Here is a 15,767-nt window from a genome sequence, read left to right on the forward strand (position 1 = left end):
AATAAACTAAAGCTGAAATAACAGACAGAGACGATCTATCTCTGTCTGTAAAGAATAGAGGATTAATATTTCCCTTTGAAGTTGGCGCTGATGCGTTGTTTTAAATATTCTTTCGCGGTGATTGCAGGATATTTCTTTTGTGGGCTTTCAATGATCACATCTTCATTGGCTTGGCAGAAGAACGCCAGACTATAACGTGGCCCTTGATATTCATTGGCTTCTGGGTTTTTAACACGGTGGAAATTAGAAGGTAACTGGTCATCACTCCAACGCATCAGCATATCACCAATATTACAGGTAATCACATGATCAAGGGGTTCGATGCTGGTCCATTGCTGTTGTTCCATATCCTTGCCAGGACAGACTTGCAAACCACCTTGTCCTTGACGTTGGAACAGCAGGGTTAAACAGTCAAAATCGGTATGTGCACCCGCACGCCATAGTCCCAATTGATCTTTAAGCGCTGGATCAATTGCGTAGTAATGTAGCATTCTTAAGGTACTTTGATAGCTGTCCTGCTCAGGATCATGCGCCAGTGCAAAGAAGTTATCGGCAAAACCCAGTTTATAAGCAAAGCAGGACAGTATTTTCATACCGACTTGCCAGCATGCCTGTTCAAATTCCAGCATGGTCTTTTTAAAGTTCGGTAATTCCTGCTCACTTGGGTAAAGTCCTTCCATCCGGGGACGAGTGATTTGGTAGGATTCTTTTTGATCTGGCGTACTGGTCGAAGGACGAACTTGTGCCTTACTTTCCCAACCCGCATTGCGATTCAGTGGATAACGCGCTTTGACAGGTTCGGGCAAAGCAAAAAATTGCTGTGTCATCTCGAAAGCTGTTTGAATCTGTTCCAATGGGATACCATGATTTGCGACCTGAAAAAAACCGATATCCGTTGCTGCTGCCCAAAGCTGTTCTGCAATCTCATACTTTCGTTGTTCAAAGTTGGATAAATCAATCACCCGAACTTCACGTTCAAAGGTTTCTTGTCCCAAAGCACCCATACGGGCTTCTTTTTGTAGTTCTTCTAAGCTGTAGTCATTTTCAGCGATTGGAGTCATGTTAGCGCTATTCATATTTCAACCTCATCTTTTGGATAAACCGTGACCCAATCCAATCAATTGAAAGAGACGGGGTCACATTCAAAAAAGAGCCGCACTTTCTCCAAAAGATATTTTCTTATGAAGAGTGTGAGCTGATTTCTGAGCAATGACCCACATAGCAGTTGGTGTGACTGTATGCTGAACGCTTCTACTCTGACATAAACACATAAGCATTTTTTATACCAGTTTATAAAGCAGCTCGTGGAGGGCAATCAGCACAAGCAATTTATACAATGGGCTTGAGCATGAAATATCGGGAAACTGATAAAGATTTGTTTGGTTGAACAGTTGCGTCGAGATGAACAAGCAATCTATAAAAGATTGCATTGAAATATTTATATGGATTTAAATCGTCAGCGTCAGTGATTCATTTCTGCGCATTGAGCTGTTTTAAAATAGTGCATTTTTAATACAGTCTTATTTTTTATGGCCTACAAAACAAGATAATGAATACTGTTTATTCATCTAAAAATAATCAAAAATAAATTCAAACTAGATTATGCCTATGAAAAATAAAGTGAAACCAATCTTGGCACAGAGCTTGCTAAATCATTACTGAGTATAAGCGGTCAGTGTGTACCAAACACGCGGGACATTGCTCTACAGCGTTTGCTGTTCCTCTTTCGGGGACAAAGCCAATTGGGTTTGGCTTTGAGAGAAATGTGTAGCTTATACATTGATTGACCCCCTAAAAAGAATAGCAAGATGAATCCATACAGATTTAGGGGTGTTACTTATGAATATTCAACACTATGTAGGCAAAGGACGTCGTACTGTTATCGCGCGCGCGTTATTGGGCTTTATCACCGTTCTCAGCTCAACCAGTTATGCAGCAGATAAACTTGTGTTACAAACCACATGGTATGCGCAAGCTGAGCAAGGTGGATATTATCAGGCACTAGCACAAGGAATTTATAAAAAATACGGCCTTGATGTCGATATTAAAATTGGTGGGCCACAAGTCAACAACATGACTTTGTTATTATCAAAACGCGCTGACATTATTATTAATTATGACCTACAGGTCTTAAAAGGCATTGAAAGCAATTTTCCGATTAAAGCGGTTGCAGCGCCATTTCAGTTTGATCCGCAAGGTGTATTGACCCATAGCGATGTAAAGTCTTTGGCCGATCTGAAAGGAAAAACGATTCTGGTCTCGACCAGTGGACAAGCAAGCTGGTGGCCTTGGTTAAAAGGCAAATATAAATTAGATGCAGCACAAGCTCGCCCGTATACCTTCAATATGCAGCCTTTTTTAGCGGGCAAAAATGTCGCACAACAAGCCTATGCGACCTCTGAAGTCTTTCAGGCCAAAAAAGCAGAACCATCGAGTAATTTCTTTTTATTTGCTGATGCTGGCTATCCAGCTTATGGCGGTATTTTAGTGACACGAAATGATGTGATTCAAAACAAACCTGATGTGCTGCGCCGTTTTGTCCAAGCTTCGATGGAGGGATGGAAAAACTATTTAGCTGATCCACGTTTGGGCAATAGCATCATTAAAAAAGAAAATCCGAATATGAATGATGAGTTACTCACGTTTGCTGTAGGGCAAATGCGGAAATTGAAATTGATTGATGGTGGCGATGCCAAGACTCAAGGCATTGGCGTCATGACGGATGCACGTTGGAAAGCAACGCGAGATTTTATGGTGAGTGCAGGGTTGCTGAACACTAAAACCAATTGGAAAACCGCTTATACCACGCAATTTATTAAACCAGCCAAATAATCTGGAATGTCGATCAGGATTTTTTAGGGTTAAAAAATAGGGCACTGGCACAAAGGGGAAACCATATGAATTCTGCTTTACCAATGGATACGCCAATCCATGAATCTTCAAGCTTTGTCACGCCAATGATCATGGCCAGAGGCGTAGAGAAAACTTATCCGAATGGCACCAATGCATTACAGCGTTTAGATTTAAATATTGCACGTGGTGAGATTGTTTCATTACTCGGGCCATCAGGTTGCGGTAAAAGTACCTTACTCAAAATGTTTGCTGATCTGGAGCACCCATCTGCCGGAGTAGTGCGCTGGAATGGTAAAGCTGATATTCAATCCCAATGCAAAATGGCTATGGTGTTTCAGGAAGCAACGCTCATGCCGTGGAGCAATATTGAAGACAATGTTCGTTTGCCACTCGATTTACAACATATTTCAAAATCGATTAGTACCCCGAAAGTGATCGCGGCTTTAGCAGCAGTGGGTTTAGAGAAGTTTAGCAAAGCTTATCCACGTGAACTTTCAGGGGGGATGCAAATGCGCGCTTCATTGGCTCGGGCACTGGTGACGGAACCAGATTTATTGTTAATGGATGAACCTTTTGGCGCATTGGATGAGTTTACCCGCCATAAACTGGATAGCGATATTCGCCAATTATGGTCTGAACGTGATTTAACCGTAGTTTTTGTCACGCATAGTATTTATGAAGCGGTTTATTTATCTTCGCGCGTGATTGTTATGGGCGCGCGACCTGGGCGGGTGGTCGCCGATCTGGAAATTGAAGGGCCTTATTTGCGTGACGAAGCCTTTAGAAGTTCAGACATCTTTATTCAACAATGTTCGCATCTATCGCAATTATTGGCTGAGGCAAGTGGAGGACATCACCATGATTAAACCTTTGATACAACATCCAACTGTACAACGTATTGCTGCGCCACTTGGGCTTGGTTTGATCTTCCTGTTGTTTTGGCAGTTGAGTTTTCAACAGCTAGAAGTGCCTATTTATGTGGTGCCAAAGCCGAGTGATATCGTTATGGCGATGGTCAATCAGTCCAGTGTGTTATTTGGCAGTTTATGGGTCACGCTAAAAATCACCTTATTGGCTTTTGTCTGTGCGGTGATTATCGGCACATTGGTCGCTTTTGTGTTTGTACAAAGTCGTGTGGTCGAAGCCTGCTTTATGCCTTATGCCATTTTATTTCAGGTCACGCCGATTGTTGCGATTGCGCCATTGGTTATTATCTGGATTCAAAATACAACTTTGGCATTGGTGGTGTGCGCCATGCTGGTTGCGGTTTTCCCGATACTGACCAATACCACTTTGGGCTTGCGTAGTGTCAATAAAGGCTTGCTCAATCTTTTTCAAATCAATAAAGCCAGTCGCTGGCAAATTCTGATGCGCTTACGTGTACCGAACGCTTTGCCTTATTTCTTTGGTGGCTTACGTATTTCCTGTGGCTTGGCACTGATCGGTGCTGTGGTGTCCGAATTTGTTGCTGGAGCGGGTGGAACCAGTGCAGGTTTGGCTTATCAAATCTTGCAAGCAGGCTTTCAGTTAGATTTACCTCTGATGTTTGCTGCATTATTCCTGATTACCTGCACAGGTTTAGGCTTATTTGTTCTGATGTCCTTATTAAGTCAGTTTTTTTTAAACAAATGGCATGAGAGTGAGCAAGTATGAGTCTAATGTCTCTGAATCATAGTTATTTAATTAAAAATGCACATGCCATTTTGACAGGGTTATCTGGCAATGCAGCGCGTTGCTCATTCAGTGATATTCGTATTCAGGCAGGTAAAATCACTGAACTCGGCCAGTTAACTGCCCAGCCGAATGAACAGGTGATTGATGCCAAAGAATGTGTAATTTATCCTGCGTGGGTGAATACACATCATCATTTATTCCAATCTTTATTGAAGGGCGAGCCACAAGGACTGAATCAAAACCTGACCTCATGGCTTGCCAGTACGCCGTATCGGTTTCGTGGTGCATTTGATGAAAACACTTTCAGGGTTGCGGTACGGATTGGCTTAATCGAGTTATTGCGTTCAGGCTGCGCAACAGTGGCGGATCACCATTATTTGTATTGGCCAAAGATGCCGTTCGATGGTGCAGCAATTTTATTTGATGAAGCCGAAAAGTTAGGCATGCGTTTTGTGTTGTGTCGTGGTGGCGCAACGCTCACGCGCGGTTTGGAAAGTGAATTGCCACAAGCATTGCGTCCTGAAAAGTTTGAAGATTATATGATGGATATTGAGCGTTTGGTGCAGCAATATCATCAATCAGGTTCAGATGCATTTCGAAAAATTGTGATGGCACCGACTTCAACCCTGCATTCGACCACAGCGGCACAATTGCGGGAAAGTGCCAAAATCGCCAGACAATTGGGGATTCGGATGCATAGTCATTTATCTGAAACGGTGGACTATCTAGATGCCGCCAAAGCCAAGTTTGGTATGACCCCCGTCCAGTTTTGTGCTGAACAGGACTGGATCGGAAATGATGTCTGGTTTGCGCATCTGGTGAAATTATTGCCTGAAGAAATTCAGTTGTTGGGGCAAACTCAAACAGGAATCGCGCATTGTCCGCAGAGTAATGCACGTTTGGGTAGTGGCATTGCTGATCTTGTTGCACTGGAACAGGCAGGCATGACGATTTCGATTGGCGTCGATGGTGCAGGTTCTAACGAAGCCGCAGATATGTTGTCTGAAACCCATGCAGCATGGTTGTTGCAACGGGCCAGAAAGGGCATGTTGGCGACACCACAATATGAGGGCGGGCAATTTGAAGGGGGTGCAGATGCTGCCAGTATTGAGGATGTGACCCGTTGGGGAACGGCGGGTGGTGCCAATATTTTAGGGCTTGATCAAGTGGGTACAATTGAGGTGGGGCAACAGGCCGACTTGGTAGTGTATCAATTGGACGATCCACGTTATTTCGGTTTACATGACATGGCGATAGGGCCTGTGGCAAGTGCTGGACGGGCGCATATCAAGGCCATGTTTGTTGCTGGGAAAATGGTGATGGAGAATGATCAGATTCCTGATCTAGACATGAGGGAGTTGGCTTGGCAAGCAAAGCAAGCGGTGAAACTCTTACAACAGCGGAGTATGGAAATGGCAAAAATAGCCTAAGCTAAAATAATGGATTACCTTATGAAATTGGATAGTACTTTTTCTTAAATAGTAACTATCCAAGAGTTAAAATCAGAGTGTCTATATTTTAACTAAAAATTCGGTTGCATTTCCGCCTTCGCATTTCCAATCTGCAAATACACCAATAAGTGAGCAAATTGTACAGCGACCGCCTATGTAGTACCAGCGGACATCATTTGATCCATCATAAAGTGCAACAGCAGATTCCAGTTCAAATTGTTGATTGTCACAAATACAAATATGTTCTTCTAGCTCAGCATCCTCAATATATTTAACGCTATCTCCCATTAAATGTGAGTGGTGACATTGAGTACAGATCCGCCTAGCAACACCTTCATTTTCATCACTTTCTAAATAGAAAATATAGTTTCCACATCGACAAAAACTTGATGCAAATTCTTTTGTTTCATAGCCATTTAGGCGGCTATAACGAATCATCTCTAAACGTAAATCATCTCGATTTATACCATACCAATATTTTCCTTTTTGATATAAAGACACTAAACACCTCTAATTCATTATAAAGAAGCATCATCATATTTCATGATTCAAATCTCCAAAAAAATCATCATTACTTATCATTAAATAATGGTATGGATTTAAATTTTAGTTTTATCGTGTTTAGTTATTTTCCATTTGGGTATTAAGAAATGTCGTATAAACGCATTTCATCAATTTGCAATCAGGTCATAAAATTGTATCAGCTAAAAAATTGGAAAAATCTTCCGAACAACCCATTTTATTTAACAGAATGGGTTATTTAGATTGGGTTGAGGTGTGTTCTTCGATTGACTAGTGCGATCTACATCGTAGGTAAAACAGGCTGTTTAAAGGGTTCAAAATTCTACCCATCAAATCGTTGTACTACGCTCAACGGTATAATGCAGTTCAACCATGCCTTCACCCATTTGATGAACAGAGATCAATTTAAGTGTCGGGGCAAACACTCTGCGGGGAAATAAGGGCTTACCTTGTGCAAGGGTGACTGAACCAATTTGTATAATGAGTTCATCAAGTAAATTTGCATCGTAGAACTGTCCAGCCAATTCTCCACCACCTACAATCCAGATATTCTTGTCTCCGATTATGGATTGTATTTCAGCATAAACGGGAGTGATGTCTCCTTGCACAAAATGGATATTTGCCCCTTCAATTAAGGGTAGTTCACGACTGGAAAACACCCAAGCTGGCTGAGTATAAGGCCAAGATGAACCTGTTTCAGCAGCAACCTCTTCAGAATTATTTAATATCCATTCATAAGTTGCTGATCCCATCACTAAAGCACCAACATTTTTAATAAATGACGGATAACTTGAGTTATCCAGTTCACCTAAAGTAAATAACCATTCTAAAGAATCATTTTCAGTAGCAATAAATCCGTCTAGGCTACTCGCTGCAAAATATTGTACTTTCATCCTGATCATCTCCTTTATATAAAGGAGTATCTTAAAACGGATGTTTATTTAGATAAATTTTTTAAGTCGCATAAGCGACACTGAGTGTCGCTTTAATAAATCAAAGCTTTATAAGGATGATGCGTATACCAATGCTCAGCAATTTGTTGACGGGTACAAATCCAGACCCGATCATGATTTTGTACATAGTCTAGAAAACGTTGTAACGCCTTGAAGCGGGCAGGCCGTCCTAAAATCCGGCAATGCATGCCAATCGAAAGCATCTTCGGACTCGTTGCACCTTCTGCATACAGGACATCAAAAGCATCTTTTAAATATTCAAAGAAATCCTCACTACGGTTAAAACCAGTCGGTGAAGCAAACTTCATATCGTTGGTATCGAGCGTATAGGGAATAATTAAATGCGGACGTGTTGTGCCCGTTTCATTACTGAGTGTTGTCCAAAAAGGTAAGTCATCGCCGTAATAATCACTGTCATATTGCACATGATCATATTCAGCTAGTAATTGACGCGTATTCGGACTATCGCGACCTGTGTACCAGCCCGTTGGCATTTTACCAAACAGGTCTTTGAGGATGTACATGGCTTCAGCCATATGTTGCTTCTCGGTTTCAAGATCAATATTTTGATAATGAATCCAGCGTAAGCCATGTGAGACCACATCATAGTTGTGCTGTTTAATCGTCTCGACCACCAGTGGATTTCGTTGCAACGCCATCGCAACAGCAAAAATAGTCATGGGCAATTGACGTTTGGCAAATTCTTGCTGAATCCGCCAGAAACCTACTCGTGAACCATATTCATAGATTGAGTCCATTGAAAGGTGTCGTGCAGGATAACTTTCGGCACCACTGATTTCAGACAAAAACTGTTCTGAACCTTCATCGCCATGCAGAATATGTTTTTCTCCACCTTCCTCATAATTCAGCACAAACTGGACAGCGATTTTTGCCTGATTAGGCCATTTGGCGTGTGGAGGGCGATCAGCATAACCAATCATATCTCGAGGATAATTGGTCGTAAAATCAATGTCTGTATTGGACTGAACCATAGCAATGCCTGAATTGTGAAATCATTGAATCTTCACATCAAGTTACTCGATAGAATAATCGGGTGTCAAATATTATATTTATTAAAATCAATAGCTTGATTGATTTGTTTTGGTGCAAAAATACAATTTTATTTGCTAAATATGTTTATACATGCGCAATTTTAGTGCTTCCATTTCTGCAATGATTTGATTCATCATGATTTGCGCAATCCGGGAAAGTTGCCGTTTTGGTGCAACACATAATGCAACCGTAATCGGATGCAGTCCATTATCGTCAATTGTTCTAAATACACATTCACCATTTTCAATGTATGGCGCGGCATCCAGATAACTCATCAGGCCAATACCCAAGTTTTGTCTGAGTAAGGCAATCATCATACGAATATCATTGCATTCAATTTTATGCTGTGGATGAAAGTCCTGTTTTTTATATAGGGCCGTAACATGATCATGAATAATCAAAGGTTCGGCAGGCAGGATATGATTGAACTCCAGTGTATCCGAGAAATAGATTTTTTCTTTATGGGCTAAATGATGTTGCTTTGGAACCACAAAGCCTAAGGGCATTTCTATGAATGCACTGATCTGTAACTGATGCTGATGTTTGGGATTAAGAATCAAGCCAAAGTCGAGATCTGCATTCATCACTAGATCAGCCACATTGTCACTGTCCAATACACGAATCTGAAAATTAATCCATGGATATTGTTGGTGAATCGACTGAATAACGGTGCTGACAAAGCTTTCGCTCAATGCAGAAATCATTCCAAACTCAATCGAGCCTCGCTGCAAGCCCTGAATTTCACCTAAACGTTTTTGCGTGATTTGAAAGCCTTTTTGCCAAGTACGTAAATCGGCGTAGAGCAGCTCACCAGCCAAGGTCAGTTTTAATCCATTGGGTCGCCGTTCGAATAGACTCACGCCAAGTTCTTCTTCTGCCAGAACAATTTGCCGATGGACTGCGGATACAGAAATGAAAAGTTGATCGGCTGCTTTTCTCAAGCTTCCTGTTTTGGCTACAGCCATAAAATATTCTGCAAAACGTGAAAATGGCAGGGCCATTACGTGCTCTCAATATAAAAAACTGGTGCAAATACAAAAGCAATTTTAATGCCGATACTGTTCTAATTTTTAGAATGATGCATGTAATTCATTCTAATAGACGAAAATAATGATCTATTCCACACTGCAAATAACAGAGAAAACATTAAAAATGAGCACAGGATATGAACGCAATTCCATTCATCAATCTTCCAAATAAGCCATGTCACAGCCAATTTGATGATCAGGATTGGCAAATTCTTGCGCAGCATTGGTATCCGGTCGCACGCATTAAAGACGTAACTCACAAACCACAGCAAGTCACTTTATTGGATATGAATTTGGCCTTGTATAAAACTGAAACAGGACAGATTCATCTGGCTCGGGATATTTGCCCGCACCGAGGTGTGCCGTTGAGTAAAGGTTGGGTGGAAGGTGAAACCATTATCTGTCCTTATCATGGCCTACATTTTAATGAAGATGGCAAATGTATCAAAATCCCAGCTCAACCTGATTTAACGAAAATCTCAGAGCGTTTTTCTCTGACCAAATTTCCTGTGGTTTTAAAATATGGATTGGTCTGGACCAGTATTCTTGGCAGAGATGAAAGTTTGGCTAATTTTCCTGTGTTGGACACGTGGGAACAGGAGGAGCATCAAGCCATTTTGCCGCCATCCGTGGATATTGCTGGCTCAAGTGGTCGTCAATTAGAGGGCTTTATTGATGTGGCACATTTTGCTTGGGTACATCATCAGGCTTTTGCAGACCGAGATAATCCAGTCGTACCCAAATACTCGACTGAACGTACTGATTATGGCTTACATACAAACTACACCAGCAATGTCAGCAATTATCCGCATGGGATGCAGCATCTCGCGCCAGATGATTTTGTGTGGGAGCGGATTTTTGATGTTTATCCACCATTTTCAGCGCTACTGACGATCCATTTTCCAAATGATGGCGTGCTCAAGATTTTAAATGCCTGCTGCCCAATCTCACATAACAAGACCCGTTTGTTTGTACCTTTAACCCGTAATTTCGATACTACGGGGGATTTACAGGCCGTCTATGATTTTAATGCGCAGATTTTCGCCGAAGATCAAGAGATGGTAGAGGCACAGAAACCCGAAGAATTGCCTTTAGATATTGGTATGGAGGCACATTTTGAAGCGGATCGTTCTTCGACCATGTACCGTCGTATCTTGGCGGAATGGGGTTTAAGTAAACGCTATACGGTATAAGTGAAAGAGGGATTTTTTTAAATATAAATTTGGAGGATTAGAAGAGGGTTTAAGCTAAAATGTTTATTTGTATAGGCTTGTATATACAATTTGCATTAATTCAATATACAATGACTTAGAATATTTAGTATGAGTTTTAGCCAATGTCAAGAGTGACAAAGCAAAATGATTTGGATTTGTCTCTAGAAGAAGATAGTCCAGTTCCTTTGTACTTACGTGTGAAACAAATGATTTCGCAAAAGATTTATGAAGGAACATGGACTGTTAATAAAAAGATTCCTTCTGAAAGTGAACTGGTCAATTTACTCGGTTGTAGTCGCATGACCGTGAACCGTGCTTTACGTGAACTCACCAGCGAAGGTTTGTTGGTGCGTATCCAAGGTGTCGGTTCTTTTGTGGCCGAAGGACAAGGTCGAACGGCTTTATTCCATGTCAATAATATTGCCGAAGAAATTATTGCCCGAAATCATAAACATCATGCCGAAGTGTTGGTTTTGGAACAGATTCAGGCCAATGCTGAACAAAGCATGTTGATGCAGATTCGGGAAGGCCAAAAATTGTTTCACTCGATCATTGTGCATTATGAAAATGATGTGCCTGTACAGATTGAAGATCGTTTGGTCGATCCAATGTTGATCCCAGATTACTTGGCACAGGATTTTAAATCCATTACACCCAATGCGTATCTAATGTCGAAAGCACCTGTGACCGAAGGCGAACATGTAGTGACCGCAATTCTAGCCTCAGCGCAAGAATGTAAATGGCTGAAAATTAACAAGACCGAACCGTGTTTATTGATTCGTCGTAGAACTTGGTCGAATAAACAACTGATTTCCAGCGCACGTTTGATTTATCCGGGTAGCCGTTATTATCTAGAAGGTAAATTTACCCAATGATCAAGCAGTTTACCAGCGCTGATTATCGGCAGATGCTATGGAAAAATGGTGCAGGTTATACGGTTGAACTGGCGCGTAGTGCGGGTGAAAATCTGGATACTTTTGACTGGCGTATTTCCATGGCTGATGTCAAAAGCGCAGGCGATTTTTCCAGATTTAACGGGATGCAGCGTATCTTAACCGTGCTGGAAGGTCAGGGCATCGAGCTTTATATTGAGGATAAGCATGAATCTCTAACGACTTTGCAATCGGTGCAGTTTAGCGGTGATCGTGCGACCCGTTGTGAGTTGATTGATGGCCCGATTCGGGATTTTAATCTGATTTATGATCCCAAGCAGTTTCATGCGCGTTTGCAATGGTATTTTGAACCGACAAGGTCCGAGGTTTTTAGTTCGGCTGATCTGATTTTTATATTTAACCAGAGTACAGAGCCATTAGAGATTGAAATTGATGGGCAGATTTTTCAATTGCAGCATCAGGAAAGTCTTCACATTGAGCAGGAAAAATCACTCAAAAAGGTGGTTCTGAATCCACAGATTTTAAAGCAAACTTGTCTCATTGAACTCATAAAAATCTAGTTTTCTTGTATTTTTGAGAACACATACAGTCTTAGGTTGTATGTGTTTTTTTATTGTCTATAAAAAATAAATCGATTTATTTCATTAGCTTGTGATTTATTTTCATAAAAGATTTGAAAAGCATCTTTTCAATAAAAAAGTTTTGTGTAGTATATGGATGTATATACAAGTTGATACATTGCTATACAGTAAAAGCAGATTAATTTGCTGGTTCAAACTCAATGGAAGGAGTCCGATTGTGACAACAACGACAACAAAATTTCGTGATGTAGAAATTCGCGCACCACGTGGTACACAGCTCAATGCCAAAAGCTGGTTAACAGAAGCACCACTGCGTATGTTGATGAATAACCTAGATCCAGATGTCGCAGAAAATCCAAAAGAACTCGTTGTTTACGGTGGTATCGGTCGTGCTGCACGTAACTGGGAATGTTTCGACAAGATCGTTGAAACGCTAAAGAACTTAGAAACAGATGAAACTTTATTGGTTCAATCGGGTAAGCCAGTAGGTGTATTCAAAACTCATAAAGATGCACCACGTGTTTTGATTGCAAACTCGAATCTTGTACCACATTGGGGAACTTGGGAACATTTCAATGAACTGGATGCCAAAGGTTTGGCAATGTACGGTCAGATGACGGCTGGTTCTTGGATCTATATTGGTAGCCAAGGTATTGTACAAGGTACTTATGAAACTTTCGTAGAAGCAGGTCGCCAACACTACAATGGTGATTTAACAGGTCGTTGGGTCTTAACGGCTGGTTTAGGCGGTATGGGCGGTGCGCAACCTTTGGCTGCAACACTGGCAGGTGCATGTTCACTCAATATCGAATGCCAGCAAACCAGTATCGATTTCCGCTTACGTACCCGTTATGTCGACGAGCAAGCAACTGATTTGGATGATGCGTTAGCACGTATTGAAAAATATACCAAAGAAGGCAAGGCGGTTTCGATTGCACTGCATGGCAATGCCGCTGAGATTTTACCTGAATTGGTTCGCCGTGGTGTACATCCAGATATGGTGACTGACCAAACCAGTGCACATGATCCATTAAATGGTTATTTGCCAATTGGCTGGACATGGGAAGAATACCGTCAACGTGCGAAAACTGAGCCAGAAGTTGTAGTGAAAGCAGCGAAACAATCGATGGCGCAGCATGTTCAAGCGATGTTGGATTTCCAGAAAATGGGTGTGCCAACTTTTGACTATGGCAACAACATCCGTCAAATGGCGCAAGATGAAGGCGTAGAAAATGCCTTTGATTTCCCAGGCTTCGTTCCTGCCTATATCCGTCCATTGTTCTGTCGCGGTGTTGGTCCATTCCGTTGGGCTGCACTTTCAGGTGATCCAGAAGATATCTATAAAACAGATGCTAAGGTAAAAGAACTCATTCCAGATGATGAACATTTACATCGCTGGTTAGATATGGCGCGTGAACGCATCAGCTTCCAAGGTTTGCCGGCACGTATTTGCTGGGTGGGTTTAGGTCTACGTGCAAAACTAGGCTTGGCATTTAACGAAATGGTACGTAGTGGTGAGTTGTCAGCACCAATCGTGATTGGCCGTGACCATCTGGATTCAGGTTCAGTCTCTAGTCCGAACCGTGAAACCGAATCAATGAAAGATGGTTCTGATGCCGTATCTGACTGGCCGTTATTGAATGCCTTGCTCAATACAGCAGGCGGTGCGACTTGGGTGTCATTGCACCATGGTGGTGGTGTCGGTATGGGCTTCTCTCAACATTCAGGCGTGGTGATTGTGTGTGATGGTACAGATGAAGCAGCAGCACGTATTGCACGTGTACTGACCAATGACCCTGCAACAGGGGTGATGCGTCATGCCGATGCGGGTTATGACATCGCAATTGACTGTGCCAAAGAGCAAGGCTTGAACTTGCCAATGATCACGCAATAAACAGACAAGGACATTACGATGCTTTTTGCAATTGTGTAAACAGCATCGTAAGAGAACAATAGAGTGCAAAACAGGACACCAACAATGGAACTTCTAATTCAACCCGGCAAACTTACCTTAGCAGATCTCCGCCACGCTTATTTAAATCCAATCAAAGTGAAACTCGATGACAGCGCTTCTGCTGGCATCAATGCAAGTGTTGCTTGTGTCGAAAAAATCGTCAATGAAGGCCGTACAGCCTACGGTATTAATACAGGTTTTGGTTTACTTGCTTCAACTAAAATTGCACCGGAAGATCTAGAGCAATTACAGCGTTCATTGGTACTTTCCCACGCTGCTGGCGTAGGTGAGCCGCTTGATGATGCGATGGTGCGTCTGATTATGTTGCTCAAAGCAAACAGTTTGGCACGTGGTTTTTCAGGTATTCGCCGTAATGTGATTGATGCCATTCTGGCATTGATTAATGCGGAAGTTTATCCACATATTCCATTAAAAGGTTCTGTGGGTGCTTCAGGTGATTTGGCACCACTTGCACATATGTCTTTGGTATTACTAGGTGAAAGTAAAGCACGCTATAAAGGTGAATGGTTGCCAGCCGTTGAAGCACTTAAAATTGCAGGCTTAGAACCTATTTCTTTAGCGGCGAAAGAAGGTTTAGCACTGTTAAATGGTACTCAAGTTTCAACAGCATACGCTTTACGTGGTTTGTTTGAAGCAGAAGATTTATTTGCTGCTGCAACAGTATGCGGTGGATTAAGCGTTGAAGCCATGTTGGGTTCTCGTGCGCCATTCGATGCCCGTATCCATGAAGTGCGTGGTCAACGTGGCCAAATTGATGTGGCTGCTGCTTATCGTGACTTATTGACTGAATCAAGTGAAATTTCACATTCACATGAAGATTGCAGCAAGGTTCAAGATCCGTACTCACTGCGTTGCCAACCACAGGTCATGGGCGCTTGCTTGACGCAAATCCGTCAAGCGGCAGAAGTGCTGGAAATTGAATCAAATGCAGTGTCAGATAACCCATTGGTATTTGCAGCAGAAGGCGACGTGATTTCAGGTGGTAACTTCCATGCGGAACCTGTTGCAATGGCAGCGGATAACTTGGCATTGGCAATTGCAGAAATTGGTTCACTGTCTGAACGCCGTATTTCAATGATGATGGACCGTCACATGTCACAGCTGCCACCGTTCTTGGTTGCCAATGGTGGGGTCAATTCAGGCTTTATGATTGCTCAAGTAACAGCCGCTGCGTTAGCAAGTGACAATAAAGCACTTGCACATCCTGCCAGTGTTGATAGTTTACCGACTTCTGCAAATCAGGAAGACCATGTTTCCATGGCGCCGAATGCTGGGAAACGCTTGTGGTATATGGCTGACAACGTTCGCGGCATCCTTGCAGTTGAATGGCTAGGTGCATGTCAGGGCCTTGATTTCCGTGAAGGATTGAAGAGTTCTCCCAAACTTGAGCGTGCGCGTAAAGTGTTGCGTGATCAAGTGCCTTACTACAGTGAAGATCGTTTCTTTGCGCCAGATATCGAGCAAGCAAGTGAATTGCTCGCGAGTGGCTGCCTGAACGAATTACTCATTCCGAAGCTATTACCGAGTTTGTCTGAAGTGTGATCAATAAATCGGTCACATGGAGTGGCCG

Annotated in this window: 14 protein-coding genes; 9 read left to right on the forward strand and 5 right to left on the reverse strand. The window is 42.2% G+C overall.

Annotated elements, in window-relative coordinates:
- Positions 1-62 precede the first annotated feature (62 nt).
- Positions 63-1,076, reverse strand: coding sequence for an isopenicillin N synthase family dioxygenase (locus tag EC846_RS08575; protein ID WP_069579249.1), 1,014 nt, complete (start codon positions 1,074-1,076; stop codon positions 63-65).
- Between the two features lie 763 nt (positions 1,077-1,839).
- Between EC846_RS08575 and EC846_RS08585 the strand changes: the two genes are divergently transcribed.
- From EC846_RS08585 to EC846_RS08600, 4 genes are all read left to right on the forward strand, one after another.
- Positions 1,840-2,832 (forward strand): ABC transporter substrate-binding protein, encoded by a 993-nt coding sequence (locus EC846_RS08585; protein WP_123774880.1) that lies wholly within the window; start codon positions 1,840-1,842, stop codon positions 2,830-2,832.
- 65 nt (positions 2,833-2,897) lie between these two features.
- Positions 2,898-3,719, forward strand: coding sequence for an ABC transporter ATP-binding protein (locus tag EC846_RS08590; RefSeq protein ID WP_123774881.1), 822 nt, complete (start codon positions 2,898-2,900; stop codon positions 3,717-3,719).
- Positions 3,712-4,506 carry an ABC transporter permease gene (locus EC846_RS08595; RefSeq protein ID WP_069579255.1) on the forward strand — a complete coding sequence of 265 codons (795 nt, stop codon included), beginning with the start codon at positions 3,712-3,714 and terminating at the stop codon, positions 4,504-4,506. The genes EC846_RS08590 and EC846_RS08595 overlap by 8 nt, the downstream gene beginning before the upstream one ends.
- Positions 4,503-5,957, forward strand: a complete 1,455-nt coding sequence (locus tag EC846_RS08600) for an amidohydrolase family protein (RefSeq protein WP_123774882.1) — start codon at positions 4,503-4,505, stop codon at positions 5,955-5,957. Before EC846_RS08595 ends, EC846_RS08600 begins: the two co-directional genes overlap by 4 nt.
- Positions 5,958-6,038: 81 nt before the next feature.
- Here EC846_RS08600 and EC846_RS08605 read toward each other — a convergent pair whose 3' ends face one another.
- The 4 genes from EC846_RS08605 to EC846_RS08620 form a co-directional block, all read right to left on the reverse strand.
- A complete protein-coding gene (locus EC846_RS08605) occupies positions 6,039-6,479 on the reverse strand; it encodes a hypothetical protein (RefSeq protein WP_123774883.1) in 441 nt (146 codons plus the stop codon).
- 350 nt (positions 6,480-6,829) lie between these two features.
- Positions 6,830-7,393 carry a dihydrofolate reductase family protein gene (locus EC846_RS08610; protein ID WP_123774884.1) on the reverse strand — a complete coding sequence of 188 codons (564 nt, stop codon included), beginning with the start codon at positions 7,391-7,393 and terminating at the stop codon, positions 6,830-6,832.
- Positions 7,394-7,485: 92 nt separating this feature from the next.
- Complete coding sequence (gene puuE / locus EC846_RS08615) at positions 7,486-8,445, reverse strand: allantoinase PuuE (protein ID WP_123774885.1); 960 nt, start codon at positions 8,443-8,445, stop codon at positions 7,486-7,488.
- A 135-nt stretch (positions 8,446-8,580) separates the two neighbouring features.
- Positions 8,581-9,507 carry a LysR family transcriptional regulator gene (locus EC846_RS08620; RefSeq protein WP_123774886.1) on the reverse strand — a complete coding sequence of 309 codons (927 nt, stop codon included), beginning with the start codon at positions 9,505-9,507 and terminating at the stop codon, positions 8,581-8,583.
- A 164-nt stretch (positions 9,508-9,671) separates the two neighbouring features.
- Here EC846_RS08620 and EC846_RS08625 point away from each other — a divergent pair, with 164 nt between their 5' ends.
- The 5 genes from EC846_RS08625 to hutH all read left to right on the forward strand — a co-directional run bounded on the left by EC846_RS08625 (position 9,672) and on the right by hutH (position 15,739).
- Entirely contained in the window at positions 9,672-10,727 is a 1,056-nt protein-coding gene (locus EC846_RS08625; RefSeq protein ID WP_123774887.1) for an aromatic ring-hydroxylating oxygenase subunit alpha, read from the forward strand.
- 143 nt (positions 10,728-10,870) lie between these two features.
- The gene (gene hutC / locus EC846_RS08630) at positions 10,871-11,623 is read left to right on the forward strand and encodes a histidine utilization repressor (protein WP_005258179.1); all 753 of its coding nucleotides are present in this window, start codon (positions 10,871-10,873) and stop codon (positions 11,621-11,623) included.
- Entirely contained in the window at positions 11,620-12,201 is a 582-nt protein-coding gene (locus EC846_RS08635; RefSeq protein ID WP_123774888.1) for a HutD family protein, read from the forward strand. Before hutC ends, EC846_RS08635 begins: the two co-directional genes overlap by 4 nt.
- Before the next feature lie 238 nt (positions 12,202-12,439).
- Entirely contained in the window at positions 12,440-14,116 is a 1,677-nt protein-coding gene (hutU, locus tag EC846_RS08640; protein WP_004772775.1) for a urocanate hydratase, read from the forward strand.
- Between the two features lie 84 nt (positions 14,117-14,200).
- Positions 14,201-15,739, forward strand: coding sequence for a histidine ammonia-lyase (gene hutH, locus EC846_RS08645; protein WP_123774889.1), 1,539 nt, complete (start codon positions 14,201-14,203; stop codon positions 15,737-15,739).
- Positions 15,740-15,767 lie beyond the last annotated feature (28 nt).

The organism is Acinetobacter sp. BIGb0102, from assembly GCF_003815055.1.
Classification (GTDB): Bacteria; Pseudomonadota; Gammaproteobacteria; order Pseudomonadales; family Moraxellaceae; genus Acinetobacter; species Acinetobacter vivianii.

What these genes read in the sequence shown, in the direction of transcription:
- EC846_RS08575 (WP_069579249.1), bottom strand. Translation starts at nt 1,076, where the DNA reads ATGAATAGCGCTAACATGACTCCAATCGCTGAAAATGACTACAGCTTA.
- EC846_RS08585 (WP_123774880.1), top strand. Translation starts at nt 1,840, where the DNA reads ATGAATATTCAACACTATGTAGGCAAAGGACGTCGTACTGTTATCGCG.
- EC846_RS08590 (WP_123774881.1), top strand. Translation starts at nt 2,898, where the DNA reads ATGAATTCTGCTTTACCAATGGATACGCCAATCCATGAATCTTCAAGC.
- EC846_RS08595 (WP_069579255.1), top strand. Translation starts at nt 3,712, where the DNA reads ATGATTAAACCTTTGATACAACATCCAACTGTACAACGTATTGCTGCG.
- EC846_RS08600 (WP_123774882.1), top strand. Translation starts at nt 4,503, where the DNA reads ATGAGTCTAATGTCTCTGAATCATAGTTATTTAATTAAAAATGCACAT.
- EC846_RS08610 (WP_123774884.1), bottom strand. Translation starts at nt 7,393, where the DNA reads ATGAAAGTACAATATTTTGCAGCGAGTAGCCTAGACGGATTTATTGCT.
- puuE (WP_123774885.1), bottom strand. Translation starts at nt 8,445, where the DNA reads ATGGTTCAGTCCAATACAGACATTGATTTTACGACCAATTATCCTCGA.
- EC846_RS08620 (WP_123774886.1), bottom strand. Translation starts at nt 9,507, where the DNA reads ATGGCCCTGCCATTTTCACGTTTTGCAGAATATTTTATGGCTGTAGCC.
- EC846_RS08625 (WP_123774887.1), top strand. Translation starts at nt 9,672, where the DNA reads ATGAACGCAATTCCATTCATCAATCTTCCAAATAAGCCATGTCACAGC.
- hutC (WP_005258179.1), top strand. Translation starts at nt 10,871, where the DNA reads ATGTCAAGAGTGACAAAGCAAAATGATTTGGATTTGTCTCTAGAAGAA.
- EC846_RS08635 (WP_123774888.1), top strand. Translation starts at nt 11,620, where the DNA reads ATGATCAAGCAGTTTACCAGCGCTGATTATCGGCAGATGCTATGGAAA.
- hutH (WP_123774889.1), top strand. Translation starts at nt 14,201, where the DNA reads ATGGAACTTCTAATTCAACCCGGCAAACTTACCTTAGCAGATCTCCGC.